Here is a 13,686-nt window from a genome sequence, read left to right as displayed (position 1 = left end):
CTATGAGCTCAATTTATGATTGGTCACTTATCGCGGCTGAAAATGCTCGTGCCGACGAAATAATCAACTGGGCTGAAGGACAACCTCCAAGCTCAGTGAATGATAGTGCTCGCGCAATGATGCAACGCGTCAAAGAGTATTTATCCGATATCGGGGGAACAGTTGAGGTTAAATTCACTATCACTGCTGAAGAGAAAGAAGAAAGTGAGAAAAAAACCTCTATTCATTTGACGACTAAGTCTCCTTATGCAGCTTATCAAAATGGTATTGTGCTCCGATTTAAAGCTCAAGAAACGAATGTCGGACCGACAAGTGTTGTCTTAAATCAATTGCCTTCTCAGTCGATTTATAAGGGAACACAGGAGGGACTCCAACCTTTGACCGGTGGGGAAATCCAAAAGGAAGGGCTTTATGAGCTTATCTATTATTCGGAAATAAGTGAAAAAAAAGAAGAAGGGTGGTATTTGACAAATCCAGCCATACTTGTCCCTAAAGTCACTGTTTTTCCTTCAGGCTTTATTGCATGTTTCGCAATGGAAAAAATTTCGGACGGATGGCTATTATGTGATGGTCAAGCCTACGCACGAGAGGAATATGCAAGTCTTTTTGAGGCTATTGGAGAAGTGTGGGGAAAAGGAGATGGCACAACAACCTTTAATGTTCCCGATTTTCGTGGTATGTTTTTACGGGGATTGGATAGTGGAAAAGGAATTGATAAAGATCGTGTTTTAGGGAGCATGCAAAAAGACTCTTTTAAATCCCATACCCATACAGGAAAAACAGACAAAGCAGGAAAACATGGTCACGCATATACAGGACTAGAAGCGGTCAATGACGCACTAGGAGGGGGAGGACTTATCAGACATAGATATGACAGAACACACTATACAAGCGATGCGGGAGAGCATACTCACAAAATAACCCTCGATGAAACAGGGGAAGATGAAACACGTCCCAAGAATATGGCCGTTATTTATGCCATTAAGGCATAAAATTTTTCTGTGTTAAAACATGTAGAGGATCTCTGTTCTCCCTCCAGAGAAGGAGAAAATATCAGTTGCAGTCGCTTGAAAAACACCACAATGGATGAAGAAAAAAAGATACCCTTTCTAAAGTTTGCCTTCCTGCCAAAGATGCTTTGCGTAAAGGATTCCCTTTGTTTGTTATTCTTTCTTCTTAGGATAAGGAGGAAAGCATCGATGTATCCCTAATCTGTTATTGTGGAGGCAGAAGAGAAAATTGTGCAAAGAATTAAGAGATTCTGCCTTTTTAAATGGGGAATTGGCTTGGTTTTTTCCTGAAAAGAGTGTTTTTGCAAAGATAATTTGCAGGGATAAAATGTTGTCTAGCAATAAAAAATGATTTTCATCTTACATTTTCTATTCTTTCAACGAATTATTGAAAGAATAACGAGGATTTCATCAGAAGCGTTTTGTTTATAAAATTATTGAAAAAAGAGATTCTGACGGTTGTTCAATAATGAGAAAAAGACAGAGTAATTTATTGGTGAAAATAGAGAACATTTTTTCATAGCATATCAATAAATACAAGAATAAAGGAGAAAATAAAATGGCACTCTTTCCATTTTCAATCGCTGATATTGATGATCCTAGCCATATTCGCGTTGTTCTCTATGCGAGTGGAAGGATGGGGCATGCTCCTTTAAATGCGTTGTTGAAGCAAATCCTTCAAGAAAAAAGACGTGAAGATAAAAAACACCAAAAAAACTACATACAACTTTTACAGCGTATTACAGCTTTGGAAAAACAATTGACAACAGGAATGAAAAATCATAGCTTTTCCTTAGAGAAAGCGGGGTTATTTTCAAAAATGAAGAAAATTAAATGAGCACTTAACCGTCTGCTTAAGAGTAATAATCAGGGGGAAATCATTGATTTTAATCACCCTATAAGCAATTTATGGAATGAGAAAAATGCGAAAAATATCAAAAGAGGGACTTGAACTTGTTAAACAATGGGAAGGGTTACGCTTAAAGGCTTATCAAGATGTTGCTGGCGTGTGGACAATTGGATATGGACATACAGCAAAAGCAGGAAACCCTGTTGTGCAAGATGGCATGGAGATTACACATGTTGAAGCAGAGGTTATACTTCGACAAGATTTGGGACAATTTGAGCAGACTGTGGAACAGAAAGTTACTCAGGCCTTAACCGATGAACAGTTTGCAGCTCTTGTATCATTTTGTTACAATATAGGAACAAAGGCATTTTGTGATTCTACGCTCTTAAAGAAACTGAATCAAGGAGACTATGAAGCTGTACCAGCCGAATTGCAAAAATGGGTAAAAGCGGGAGGAAAACGTGTGCAGGGGTTGGTGAATCGACGTGCAGCTGAGGCTGGTTTATGGGCTAAAGGCGCTTATGTTTCTTCTAATTATCAAGAGGTGGAAGCAAAGAAAAATAGGCCTTTTTTCAGAGCAGAAGTTTTTGCACCATTGATTGCATCTTTTTCAGGTCTTACAGGATTTGTTGCAGGGTATGGTCCTGTACAGTGGGTTCTAGCCTGTATTATGATTGTGGCCATGATTGTGGGTGTTGTTTTGTATGCTGATAGGGAGAGGAAAGAACAATAGTGATTTTTTTATTTCGATGGGGTTTTGTAATTTTTTTAGTTATTGTCATTGCTTTGAGTAGCTTTTTTTATGGACGTTCCTTTGAACGGACAAGATCCTTGATGCAAGTGATATCGGCGCTGCAAAATCGTGAGAAAATTAATGCTGAAACTTTTGCTCTTTCCCCTTTTAGCCTCTGTCGCGCTCTTGGAGGGATGCCAAAAGAGTGTGCCGTTCTCTTGCATAGGATGGAAAAAGCCTCCGATCGTTAACAAACCAGCGCATTTAGTTCAAACAGAACCTTTGTTATCACGCTGGATTGTGGAAACAGACCGCTTTGGAAAAAAGCAGAAATGCTGGTGAACACAAAATGAAGAGAATCTGATCTTCAAAAGAAAGCTGAGTAGCTAGAATGAAAAAGAAACAGGTGTATAACGATACAAATATTGAGTCACTCTATTCTCTATTTATTGATTTCATTGAGGTATAAGTATGACGGTGTGTGTTCTTAATTGATGATACTCACGAAAAATTTTGCAACTGTAATGAAGAAAAAGAGATAAAAAGCAAGATGAGTTTATTGTAAAGAAAGATTTTAGCCTTGGAGAAACAGCAAGATTGATTTCTTAAAATGAACGAAAGATTGCTTTTTGATGTAAGACAATTGATAATAGCTTTTTGGTCCTATTCAACTTTTCTTTTCAAGCATGATTTGTTCTTGGTAGAATAAAGGATACGCTGTTCATGGAAAAAAAACTCCGCGCAAGGCGAAAATCCTATCGTAGAAAATTATATAAAAAAATTACTTTTTTTTGTATCGTTCTTTTTTGTGTATTGACTTTTTATTTTGTGGTGAAGACAATTATCAGCCACTTTTTTTTCAAACAAGAGATCGTACAAGAAGAACCTGTTAAATTAGTTATCCCAACATTTGATTTTCGTGTTTATTGTAAAGAAATTGCTGCTTTAGCTGTGCCCGATATGGTGCAACAGGTTTATCAGCGTTGTTTTAGTCTAGAAAGTGAGGCTTTTTTTACGATTCGCAAAATGTGGGAGGACTCTTCCGATGATGCTAAGAAAAAATGTATAAAAATTATTCGTCCAGGAGATGGAAATTATTTTTTATTTCGTGATTGTCTTCTAGGCGAGCAAGAAAAAAATGAGGGGAGTAGCCAAGGGCATCATCGTTTTTAAGATCTTCCCTTTTAAATTTCTTGACATTTATGTGAAGCAGAAACTTTACTCAAAAGTATCAAATATTCCTCTGTGCCAGAATGTTTCTTCCAATGATATGAATTCTCTTCTTAAAAGGAGAAGAATTGTAGGGAATAAGATTCTTACTGAAATCGCTCAATTTTATTGCTTCTCAATTTGTATTGTTGTGCTTTCTCTCAGATCTCTTTTATTTTTATAATCTTTCTGCCTTGTTTATAGTGTGCTATTCGTTCTTAGCATTTACTATGTATTCTGCTAGAAAAGGATTAAAAGCTCCCAATTTTAAAGGCAAAGAGGATTGTGAGAGGTGATCGAGTGTATAGGCAATATCATCCGCAAAAACATCCAAAGATGGGTTTTTGTGTTGGTCAAGTTGGTTGCAAGAACGCTGACAGATTTGGCATGTTTCAACAATAATAGCTCCTGAACTTTTGTTAAAATTAGAAGGAGAAATACTTTGAGTTGATTCGCAAAAGGTGCATTGAAGAAGTGGATAATGCCATAAGGTACCGCAATAAAGACAAGAGCAAAATCGTGTGCCTTCTTCTTTTGATCCTTTATCAACAACAATACTGGCTGTATGTGTCCCTCTACACGCAGGGCACACATTCTGTTGTTGTATCTTTATGATTTGAGTATTAAACTGTGAAGCAGCTAGGGCATAAATAATTTGTAAAACACCAGTGATAAAAAGATATTCTCCCACTTGTTTTGGTGGAATTTCACAATTGAGTATATTGCTTCCCCAAAGACGCCATTGATCTTCTTGAAGACGCATTATGTTTAAAGCCTCTTTTTGTTTTATAGGAAGTATATCAGTTGACATATTGTTTAAAAAATCATGCACAATGCTTTCATAAAAGCCCAATTCTAATATCTTTGATCGATCAATAAAAGGAGTGGAAATGGTGCTAAAACGAGCAAGTGCACTAGAAAAATCTTTAAATCGTTTAACGGATTGTTGTTGAATTGTGCAAAAATGAGCTAAAAAGAGAAGAGTATTTTTAGCAGAGTGAGTGGCAGCTAAAGATGTAAAACGCTGGGCGCGTTTTGTAAACAAAGTTTCACTATCAGGAAATTTTATAATAAATGGGGTGTGCGTTGTAGAAGAAGTGTCTAACCCTTCTGAGTCTTTTTGGTGTAGCATGTGATATCCCTCTTTGTATTTTACTTATAATCTCTCTTTACTTATAAAAAGCTTACGATTACCATTTTTAAAATGACTTAATTTATTTTTTGTGGGAAATGGAACTTTTTTCTACTTTTAGGGATTGTCAGTACGAACTTTTTGAACGAAATTGTTTCATTCGAAAGTATGAATAATGGAATATTTTTCGAAGGGGGAGAATGTTTTTTTACTGATATGTGTTTCATAATGTTAAAGAATGAAGCAGCGTTTAGATGCGAAAAAATGGATTTAAAAAGAGAACATATTCTTTTAAACTCACAATAGATGTGTGTATATTTGCACTTTTGTGTTGTTTTTCGACAATATAATGATTTTTTTTAATGTAATTATGATTTATTTGAAAAAAACACTTGGCATTTTCTGTGAACATCTCTAGGTTTCTGCTTATTAGCGGAGAGATAGAAAATTTTGGGGTTAAGTATTCCGTACTATTTTTTTGTAATATTTCAAAATATATACTTTTATTAAGAAACCAAGAGATGTCGTTTAGGTTAAGTGAAACGGGAATGGTTCAATAACTAAATTTTGGAAGTGATTAGCATTATAAAAGTAATGCAGCGAGAGAGAATTTAAAGAGAAATACAATCCAAAAGGGATAAATATGAGGCCACAGCAGAATAGACGCGTACGCAGTCGCAATAACAATGGCAATAATAATAATCGTCGCGGTCCTAATCCGTTGTCTCGTAATTATGAAAGCAACGGGCCAGATATTAAAATTCGTGGAAATGCTCAGCAGGTCGCTGATAAATACATAAGTCTTGCACGTGATGCGCAAGGAGCGGGTGATCGTGTTATGTCTGAGAATTATTTGCAGCATGCTGAACATTATTTGCGTATTATTTTAGCAGCTACTGATCAAGTGTCTTACTCTCATAAACGTGATGAAAATAACGAGCAGGAATGCGAAGAAACAAGCGCTGAAGAAAATACAAGAGAAGACAATAACAATGAGAGATCATCGTTGCAAGAACAAACATCAAAAAATGGTATTGGGCGAAAAAAACAAGGAAAAGAAAAGTATACATCGGATGCATTAAATGAGAATTTGCAAGCCGATAAAGCTGAACAGCAAGAGCAGCAAACTGTTGAAGAAGGAGCTGAAGCTCCCAAACAACCCCGCCGTCTTACACGTCGTCGTAAAATACGTGTTTCAGAAACATTATCCTCTAAAAAATCAACGGTTGTTTCAGATGTTGCTGGAGAAACGCTGACATCAGCAGAAAAAATTGTGCCTCTGCCTTTGTTAAACGAAAAGGAGCAAAAAAAAACACGTCGGCGTCAGATAATGTCTTCTTCTTCATCGGAAGAAAATACTTAAACATTTAAGATGTTTATTCATTTTAGAAGATGATATTTTTATTATTATTCTTTGATTGATTATAAAGAAGAGCTAAGAGCCGTCGTTCCTTCTGTAATGTTGATAGAAAAAACCGAAAGAAGCTCACCGGTATGGTAATTATAAATCATAAATTTTGTTTGTCCTTCTGGGGTTAAAAGTCTCAAGACAATATTCTGTTGAGAGAGGCTTTGCGATAAAACTTGCGTTTTTGGCGGCAAAGACAAAATATGATGAGGCACTGAAGAAGATAAGGGATGGGCTAATTTTCGTGTTGTCTCAGGTTTGATGATTTTATAAATTACTCCAGCAAAGACAGCAAGAATTAACAAAAGTGTGATAGTGATGGAAATAATCATCAAACGCATCAATTTTTTTCTCACCTTTTCCACGGCAGGATCTAATGGTATGTTTTGCGGAAGAATGCAGGGCTCACTGTACTGAGCTTCGGAATCATACATTGTTTATGCCTCACTATTATTGAGTTCTTGCAAATCAAACCAAATGTATACTTTTAATTATTTTCATTCAATGGGAAGATCCTTGTAGGAGAGAATAGTTTTGCACATTTTAGTTATAATGCTTTGCGCACGGTATCATCAGTATTTTGTTTTTTCAGGAAAAAATTGCCTTTGTTTGTTACAGACCAGATAAGGGTTACTTCTTTTTCTCGTTCGTTGGCAGAAATATTTGTGCATTGAGCGAAGATTTGTTCTCCATAAGAGGTGAATTTTTTAACTAAAGGCATAATTTTTTGCTCACATATTTGTATGGTCGGATAAATTTTAACCATGGTGTTATTGGAATAACAACTGTTAAAATCATCTGTGCATGAAACCAGTAGAAGAACAGCAATAACAGGATTCATATTATACTTATCCTAAAATATAGATCGTTAAGAAGTCGTCTGAGAGGTGGAGCCTCTGGCTTCTAAATAATCTCAAAGGGTTTTCGTTCCAGAAGAATACTCTATCTCGCTGTCGTAGGAGGAAAAAAAGCAAAAACATCAAGCTTCGATAAGCTAGGAATGTAAATCCCCTGTTGCTCGGATTACTTTATTCTTAGCCGCGTGCTCAGATCGCTTTATTCTTGTCTAAGACAAAATATCGAAATAATTGTTAGAAACAGATAAACAATAAATCATTCTTTCTTCTGTTAATTTTAAAAAAGCCGAACCATCAACTGCAATGGGAACAATTTTGTCTAAAACGGTATTTCCAAAACAGGCTTTCTTATGTGCGGGAAGAAAGATTTTCTTTTTAAATTCTTCACTCCATGTGATAAAAAGTTCTGTTTTTCCTTGGCTTATTGTGCTGACTGTGCAAGTAATAGAAACAGTCCCTTCTTCTTGTGATAAAGCACCAAAAGAGAGAGAATTAATAATTAATTCATGAAAAGCTAAACCAATATGCAAAACTGCGTTTGGGAAAAGATAAGGATCTACACCCTTGATTGAAAAACGCTCTTTTTCTTTCACTAAATAGTTTAAAATTTGTGTTTGTACTAATTCATGAAATTGAGCACCACGCCAGTCAGAGTCAGTAATCAGATCTTGAGAATGGGAAAGGGAATAAAGACGTCCCTGAAATTTTCGTAAAAAGGTCTGCAGTGATTCTGTATAACGGGCAGTTTGGGTTGCAATACTTTGGACGATTGCTAAGAGATTTTTAGAGCGATGGCTTACTTCCCGCAGTAATATTTTAAGCACTTGTTCGCGACGGCGTAGACCTGAAATATCAACGCCCGTGGTGATGATGCCAATGATTTTTCCGTTTTCATTTCGGTGACAATCAATAGAAAATTTATACCAAATAGTTTGTTTGGACGTATCTTCAAATCGTGCTTCAATAGTTTGTGTTTTGCCTGTTGACAAAACTTGCAGCTTGATGGTTTCCATATTATCCGCAAGATCGATTGAGAAAAAATCGCTGTCACGACATCCAACCCGCCATTTTGCTTGCAAAAGTTGAGGCAGATTTTCTGCCCATAAATAGATCAGATTTGTTGTTTGATATAAAACGCAAATATTAGCACCACGGATTGCTTGCATTAAAGCGCTGAGATGTGATCTATCTATGGATGTGGTAGAAACAGGGGAAACGAACATAATCATTACCTTCTGTTAGGCGGCTTTAGAAGCATTCTCTTGAAAAAATAAAGCTTGCGAGATAAGGGCTTTGACCATATCAGGATTAAAGGGTTTGGTGACCAAAAAAGTTGGTTCCGGACGCTCTCCAGTGAGCAATCTTTCAGGAAAAGCTGTAATAAAGATCACTGGGATACAATCATTTTTTAAAATATCGTTGACTGCATCAATACCAGAACTGTTATCGGCTAATTGAATATCAGCTAAAATGAGGCGTGGCTTTTTCTGATGATACATGACAATAGCTTCATCATATGTTCGTGCAATTCCTATCACTTTATGTCCAAGGCTTTCCACCATTTGCTCAATATCCATGGCAATCAGAGGCTCATCTTCAATAATCATTACTTGTGTCGCAATTTGTTGAGAAATATCAAAAGAGGCTTGGCTAAGGAGCTCATGAAACTTTTGTGTATCAATTTTCATGATTTCTCCTGCTTCACTTTCATTAAATCCTTCAACAGCAATGAGCAAGAAGGCTTGTCGTGCACGAGGAGTGAGATAGGATAATTGAGCGTTTGCTTTTTGCTCAAAACCAAATTGTGGCAATGGTTCAGCAATATTAGGTGTCGTTTGATCAAAAAGATGACAGAAGAGTTGATAAGTTCCAATGCGATCACTGGAGGTTTGGGGGAAAATCGAAAAATCAACAATGAGCGCCTCTAACATGGCAGCAACATAGGCATCCCCAGAAGTTTGGCTCCCTGTGATGGATCGGGCAAAACGTCTAAGATAAGGAAGGTGAGGGGCAATGCGTTGTGATAGGGACATGATTTATAACTCCTTCAGCTTATGAAAGCACTTTATTTTTTCGAAATCCCTTTTGGATAAAAAAGTTCCTGCTTTCAGTATGGAACTTTTTAAGAGGGACTATATTTACAACTTTAAAGAGAAAAAATATTCTTTTACTACTATATGGGTTGAGAGGCTAAAAAATGAACAACTTTGGTGAAAAAAATCTCACCGATTATTTTACGTTTGAAGATGATCTTCTTGGCGCAAATAGTGAAATAGCACTGAAATTGCGTCAATTTTATATGCGAATTCAAGAAGAACCACTTCCTTTACATTTGCTGGAGCTTTTGGACAAATTAGAGCAGGCAGAAAAAGATAGTCTTCGTTCTGAAGAAAAAAGGTTTGATCTCTTATGACACAGTGCTCAAAAGATTTTAAACAAGCATTGCTTTTCGTTTTACCAGCTTTGCGTGCTTTTGCTGTTTCTTTAAGTGGCAAGCATGATAAAGCCGAGGATTTGGTACAAGATACCCTTATGAAGGCATGGGCTAATCAAGACAGTTTTGAAATAGGAACTAATATAAAGGCGTGGCTTTTTACGATTTTGCGCAATGAATTTTATAGTCAAATGCGGAAGAGAGGAAGAGAAGTGCAAGATAGTGATGGCGTTTTCACTCAAAATATGGCTATTCATCCTTCTCAATACGGGATGCTCGATTTGCATGACTTTAAGAAAGCTTTAAACACATTATCAGCTCAACAAAGAGAAGCAATCATTTTAATTGGTGCATCTGGTTTTTCTTATGAAGATGCAGCAGCTATTTGCAATTGCGCTGTTGGAACGGTTAAAAGCCGTGTAAGCCGTGCACGCAATCGTTTGCAGAAGCTTCTCGAAGTTGATAGTTATACTGATTATGGTCCGGATCTTTATTCGGCTGGAAGTATCTTATGTTCTTTTAGTGATTAGGAGAACGAATAATAGTGGGTGAGAACACAGTTTTATTTTTGTCATAGCTATAGAGGTATCAAAATTGTGGGAATGTATAGAGCCTTTTGCCTAGTCTTTTAGGGACAAGAGAAAAAACGAGGATATGGAAAATAATTATCTTTCTTTACTCTTAAAGAAATAAAATAATTTTTCTCTAAAAAGAAGAGTCCTGATTTTTGGGTTCATTGATGGTAAGTACATGATAAAAAAGGCAAATTTGTCTTCTAAAATACCCATTTCTGCCTCAACAACATCACGTTGGCGGTGGGGAGCAATTATTGTTTCTCTTTTTATGGCTCTTTTGGCTTCGACCTTTATTATTTTGTTATCTAACGCTGTTGATCAGGAAATCTCACAGTTGGATACAAGCTCAGAATTGCGTGAACAAGCAGATTTAGCACTTATTAGCTTAATCGATATGGCTGCAGCAAACCAAAGCTATGAAAAAAGCCATCGGGTGGAAGATAAAATCCGCTTTGAGAAAGCAGTTCTTCATCTCGATGATATTCTCAATTATATCGCCTTTCTCGTTCATTCTCATTCGCAATGGTATACGTGGTTTACAGCTTTTAAAAAAGAGATTAAAGCGCGTACAACAATCATGAAGGAACATATGATTGCTCTTGGTGAATCTTCTGATCAGTCTATTCATTCCTTAGATTTTCCTGAAATTAAGACAGATCAAGTCGCTAGTTTGCTTCAATTAATGACCAATTTTATCGATGGCGATGATATTGAACGACAAAAAAAACGTGAAGATATAGCACTCATGCGTGCCGCTTTGACTTTAGCCGCAATTGTTTCTGTTGTGAGCACTTTTATTTCTGCCTATTTTGTGATTAACCGTTTTCGATGCGATATTCGATCTTTAAAAACCTATCAGTTACTTCTTCATAGCGAGAATGCAGCTCTTGAAGCTCGTGTGAAGGAACGAACACAGGAATTGGAAAAGGCTCGTAATTATGCCGAAAAAGAACGCTGTCGTGTTGAAATGTTGTTACAAGATGCTAGCCACCGCATTGGCAATTCTCTTGGTACGGTTTCTTCTTTGCTTGGTTTGCAATTAAATCGAAGCAAGAATGAAGAAGTTCGTTCTGTTTTGGGAGCAGCACGAGATCGCATCCAAACAATATCAGCAGCGCATCGTCGTTTGCGTTTGAGTGATGATATGGAAACAACATTATTGGCAGATTTTCTCAATTTAGTTGTGCATGATGTTGAATTGGCTATACCATTTGAATTACGCGAAAATATCACTATTCATACAGATTTCAAAGATTGTCGATTATCCTCAAGAGATGCTACAACGCTTGGAATTATTCTTGGCGAATTGCTTACAAATGCTTTAAAGCATGCTTTCCCTGATAAACGTCGTGGGAATATTTATATTTTTTGTGGGCCTCAGAATAATGCAAGAATGGCACTGGTCGTTGAAGATGACGGCATAGGGATGTGCAGTGAAAATGCAGAACTAAAAACAGGACTCGGTCGTTTAGTTATAGAACAGCTTTGTATGCAATTCGGTGAGAAAGCATTGTTCGCAACATCAAATTTAGGAGGAACAAAAGTTATAATTCCTTTGCCAAAAATCATAGAAAATCGTTCAAACTGTTTTTAATACCCTTTTTAAAAAGAAATATAGAGAAACATACCATAATTTTCATTTATAAAAGCACTTAAATTTTCTCCCCAATTGGGAGAGTGCAGGAGAATTCACCATGATCGATAGGCTTGTGATGAATTCTTGAATCTTTGTAGTAAAAAATGAACTGAGATCCTTTAAAGGAATATCCCTATAATATTTTTTTGTTCGATATTGTTAAACTTCATCTTTGATTTAAATGATTAAGAAATTTCCTCTAGTAGAAAAGTACCAGCTTGCCGGTATATGGATAAATTAAGATGCATTTTCTGGTTGTGTTACGCTATGTATTAAGGAATCAATATTTTTCTTTTCTTTCAGAAATGCTTGTAGATCTTTGTCTTTTAAAGATTTGCTATCAGGAAAACGAATGCGCATAGGATCAACTTTTTTACCATTAACAATAATTTCAAAATGACAGTGAGGTCCGGTTGCAAGACCCGTCGATCCAACATATCCAATAATTTGTCCTTGTCTTATTTTGACACCTGGCTTAATATCAGGAGCATAACTATTTTGATGTGAATAACTACTGACATAGCCATTAGCATGTTTAATCTCTGTATGGTTGCCATAACCGCTTACTACTCCAACTTTTGTTACCACACCATCTCCAACAGCAATAATAGGCGATCCTTTTGGCGCTACCCAATCAACACCTGTGTGCATGCGCACATAGCCTAAAATAGGGTGCTTTCGTAGACCAAAAGGCGAACCGAAAATGCCATTAGGGGTCGGCTTCCTAAGCAAAAAAGGTTTTGAACTTTTGCCTTCTGAATCATAATAATCGGTACTTCCATCTGTGGATTGATAATGGTAATATTTATAAGTAACACTTCCAAAGGTTGCGCTTATATAACGGATTTCAGGATCTTTATTGATGGAAGAGGAGGCAGTTTGTAGTTGCGTGCCACTTTTTATGCTCTTGTTGTTTTTTTCAGTATGTTGTTTAGGAAGAGCATAAAATATTTCGAGCTGATCGGTTGGTGTGATGCGGCTTTTCATATCAATATTCATTGCAAGCAAATGAATAAGGTGCTTTGAAAGAGACTGCGACATATTATGACTGAGAACAGCTTGATAGATTGCATCATAAACTGTTGGTAATTGTGTTACATTAACATAAGAATGAGGTTGACCATTTTGAAATGCAGTTTTAAGCGCATGCGACATTTCTGGTTCTGTACTTGCAACAAATTGGTTGTCATCATTGAGAGCAATTGTCAGAATATGACTCATTCCTTGGTAAATACTTGCCCGAACAAGCTGATCTTCTTCACCGTGTTGTGTAACAATTCCAATGCGTAAAAGACTTCCTGCTTTGAGTGTATCTGAACGGTTCAATTCAGCTAATATTTGTGCAATTTTCTCCATTTGTTCTTGTGGATAGTCGGATTTTTGAAGTGCTCCTAAGATTGTTTGCTTTTTACGAATGGGAATAATATCTTCAGCATAGTTTTTAGACAGATCAATGCGATGGTTGCGTGCTGTAATAGTGACATTTTCTTGGACAAGGCGCACATTAGGAATCTTCGGTATTTTAAGAGAGGATGTTGAAATATCGAGTTGTGCTGGGTCTAAAAAAGGAAGAAGTGAAAGCTTCTCGTTGTTTTTATCCAAAGCAAATCCCGATTTTTGTACTTCTTTTTGTACTTCATCAGCAGTAAGTATATCAGTTTCATCAAAGTGCATCTGCTCAATAATGAAATCACGGCTGCGTAAAGTCATTTTTGTTTCAATTTTTGCTCCGTAAATTTGTCCTCTTTCGAGAGTTTGAGAAATTTGATTGTTCGAATCATGAGAAAAAATACTTAAAGCATCAAAGGGTGGATAGGTATATTTATTATGACGTTCTTCGGC

The 13,686-nt window shown here is 36.5% G+C and carries 15 protein-coding genes (1 of these 15 running past the window's edge); 9 read left to right on the top strand and 6 right to left on the bottom strand.

Annotated elements, in window-relative coordinates; translation table 11 throughout:
• Positions 1–2: 2 nt before the first annotated feature.
• The 5 genes from BAR153v2_RS05670 (at position 3) to BAR153v2_RS05650 (ending at position 3,766) form a co-directional block, all read left to right on the top strand.
• Positions 3–992: a phage tail protein gene (locus BAR153v2_RS05670; RefSeq protein ID WP_078680670.1), complete on the top strand. Its 990-nt coding sequence runs from the start codon at positions 3–5 to the stop codon at positions 990–992.
• A 577-nt stretch (positions 993–1,569) separates the two neighbouring features.
• The gene (locus BAR153v2_RS05665; protein ID WP_078680669.1) at positions 1,570–1,848 is read left to right on the top strand and encodes a hypothetical protein; all 279 of its coding nucleotides are present in this window, start codon (positions 1,570–1,572) and stop codon (positions 1,846–1,848) included.
• Between the two features lie 85 nt (positions 1,849–1,933).
• Positions 1,934–2,593: a lysozyme gene (locus tag BAR153v2_RS05660; protein WP_078680668.1), complete on the top strand. Its 660-nt coding sequence runs from the start codon at positions 1,934–1,936 to the stop codon at positions 2,591–2,593.
• Complete coding sequence (locus BAR153v2_RS05655; RefSeq protein WP_078680667.1) at positions 2,593–2,844, top strand: hypothetical protein; 252 nt, start codon at positions 2,593–2,595, stop codon at positions 2,842–2,844. The genes BAR153v2_RS05660 and BAR153v2_RS05655 overlap by 1 nt, the downstream gene beginning before the upstream one ends.
• 472 nt (positions 2,845–3,316) lie before the next feature.
• Complete coding sequence (locus BAR153v2_RS05650; RefSeq protein WP_078680666.1) at positions 3,317–3,766, top strand: hypothetical protein; 450 nt, start codon at positions 3,317–3,319, stop codon at positions 3,764–3,766.
• A 244-nt stretch (positions 3,767–4,010) separates the two neighbouring features.
• Here BAR153v2_RS05650 and BAR153v2_RS05645 read toward each other — a convergent pair whose 3' ends face one another.
• Entirely contained in the window at positions 4,011–4,934 is a 924-nt protein-coding gene (locus tag BAR153v2_RS05645) for a formate dehydrogenase accessory protein FdhE (protein WP_078680665.1), read from the bottom strand.
• A 643-nt stretch (positions 4,935–5,577) separates the two neighbouring features.
• Here BAR153v2_RS05645 and BAR153v2_RS05640 point away from each other — a divergent pair.
• Positions 5,578–6,297: a DUF4167 domain-containing protein gene (locus BAR153v2_RS05640; protein WP_078680664.1), complete on the top strand. Its 720-nt coding sequence runs from the start codon at positions 5,578–5,580 to the stop codon at positions 6,295–6,297.
• Positions 6,298–6,356: 59 nt separating this feature from the next.
• On the opposite strand, the gene BAR153v2_RS05635 is transcribed toward BAR153v2_RS05640, so the two are convergent.
• From BAR153v2_RS05635 to BAR153v2_RS05620, 4 genes are all read right to left on the bottom strand, one after another.
• On the bottom strand, positions 6,357–6,776 hold the full coding sequence (locus BAR153v2_RS05635; RefSeq protein WP_078680663.1) for a hypothetical protein: 420 nt from the start codon (positions 6,774–6,776) through the stop codon (positions 6,357–6,359).
• Positions 6,777–6,889: 113 nt separating this feature from the next.
• Entirely contained in the window at positions 6,890–7,183 is a 294-nt protein-coding gene (locus BAR153v2_RS05630; protein WP_078680662.1) for a hypothetical protein, read from the bottom strand.
• Positions 7,184–7,408: 225 nt separating this feature from the next.
• A complete protein-coding gene (locus BAR153v2_RS05625; RefSeq protein WP_078680661.1) occupies positions 7,409–8,422 on the bottom strand; it encodes a PAS domain-containing sensor histidine kinase in 1,014 nt (337 codons plus the stop codon).
• Between the two features lie 15 nt (positions 8,423–8,437).
• On the bottom strand, positions 8,438–9,232 hold the full coding sequence (locus BAR153v2_RS05620) for a response regulator (protein WP_078680660.1): 795 nt from the start codon (positions 9,230–9,232) through the stop codon (positions 8,438–8,440).
• 164 nt (positions 9,233–9,396) lie between these two features.
• Between BAR153v2_RS05620 and BAR153v2_RS05615 the strand changes: the two genes are divergently transcribed.
• From BAR153v2_RS05615 to BAR153v2_RS05605, 3 genes are all read left to right on the top strand, one after another.
• On the top strand, positions 9,397–9,612 hold the full coding sequence (locus BAR153v2_RS05615) for a NepR family anti-sigma factor (RefSeq protein WP_078680659.1): 216 nt from the start codon (positions 9,397–9,399) through the stop codon (positions 9,610–9,612).
• Complete coding sequence (locus tag BAR153v2_RS05610) at positions 9,609–10,163, top strand: sigma-70 family RNA polymerase sigma factor (protein ID WP_078680658.1); 555 nt, start codon at positions 9,609–9,611, stop codon at positions 10,161–10,163. Before BAR153v2_RS05615 ends, BAR153v2_RS05610 begins: the two co-directional genes overlap by 4 nt.
• A gap of 220 nt (positions 10,164–10,383) precedes the next feature.
• Positions 10,384–11,802 carry a sensor histidine kinase gene (locus BAR153v2_RS05605; RefSeq protein WP_078680657.1) on the top strand — a complete coding sequence of 473 codons (1,419 nt, stop codon included), beginning with the start codon at positions 10,384–10,386 and terminating at the stop codon, positions 11,800–11,802.
• Between the two features lie 279 nt (positions 11,803–12,081).
• Here the strand turns inward: BAR153v2_RS05605 and BAR153v2_RS05600 are convergent, their stop codons facing one another.
• On the bottom strand, positions 12,082–13,686 hold the 3' portion of the coding sequence (locus BAR153v2_RS05600) for a M23 family metallopeptidase (protein WP_078680656.1). It continues 384 nt past the right edge of the window; the window shows 1,605 of its 1,989 coding nt (coding positions 385–1,989); its start codon lies beyond the right edge, outside the window; the stop codon is at positions 12,082–12,084.

The sequence above is a fragment of the Bartonella sp. AR 15-3 genome, assembly GCF_002022445.1.
Taxonomy (GTDB): Bacteria; Pseudomonadota; Alphaproteobacteria; order Rhizobiales; family Rhizobiaceae; genus Bartonella.
Note: the sequence above shows the minus strand (reverse complement) of the source record. Positions and strands in the feature narration are given on the sequence as shown.

Excerpts from the sequence above, each read along its gene's own strand:
- BAR153v2_RS05665 (WP_078680669.1), top strand. The coding sequence starts at position 1,570 with ATGGCACTCTTTCCATTTTCAATCGCTGATATTGATGATCCTAGCCAT.
- BAR153v2_RS05640 (WP_078680664.1), top strand. The coding sequence starts at position 5,578 with ATGAGGCCACAGCAGAATAGACGCGTACGCAGTCGCAATAACAATGGC.
- BAR153v2_RS05625 (WP_078680661.1), bottom strand. The coding sequence starts at position 8,422 with ATGTTCGTTTCCCCTGTTTCTACCACATCCATAGATAGATCACATCTC.
- BAR153v2_RS05620 (WP_078680660.1), bottom strand. The coding sequence starts at position 9,232 with ATGTCCCTATCACAACGCATTGCCCCTCACCTTCCTTATCTTAGACGT.
- BAR153v2_RS05615 (WP_078680659.1), top strand. The coding sequence starts at position 9,397 with ATGAACAACTTTGGTGAAAAAAATCTCACCGATTATTTTACGTTTGAA.
- BAR153v2_RS05605 (WP_078680657.1), top strand. The coding sequence starts at position 10,384 with ATGATAAAAAAGGCAAATTTGTCTTCTAAAATACCCATTTCTGCCTCA.
- BAR153v2_RS05635 (WP_078680663.1), bottom strand. The coding sequence starts at position 6,776 with ATGTATGATTCCGAAGCTCAGTACAGTGAGCCCTGCATTCTTCCGCAA.
- BAR153v2_RS05670 (WP_078680670.1), top strand. The coding sequence starts at position 3 with ATGAGCTCAATTTATGATTGGTCACTTATCGCGGCTGAAAATGCTCGT.
- BAR153v2_RS05645 (WP_078680665.1), bottom strand. The coding sequence starts at position 4,934 with ATGCTACACCAAAAAGACTCAGAAGGGTTAGACACTTCTTCTACAACG.
- BAR153v2_RS05610 (WP_078680658.1), top strand. The coding sequence starts at position 9,609 with ATGACACAGTGCTCAAAAGATTTTAAACAAGCATTGCTTTTCGTTTTA.
- BAR153v2_RS05660 (WP_078680668.1), top strand. The coding sequence starts at position 1,934 with ATGCGAAAAATATCAAAAGAGGGACTTGAACTTGTTAAACAATGGGAA.
- BAR153v2_RS05650 (WP_078680666.1), top strand. The coding sequence starts at position 3,317 with ATGGAAAAAAAACTCCGCGCAAGGCGAAAATCCTATCGTAGAAAATTA.
- BAR153v2_RS05630 (WP_078680662.1), bottom strand. The coding sequence starts at position 7,183 with ATGAATCCTGTTATTGCTGTTCTTCTACTGGTTTCATGCACAGATGAT.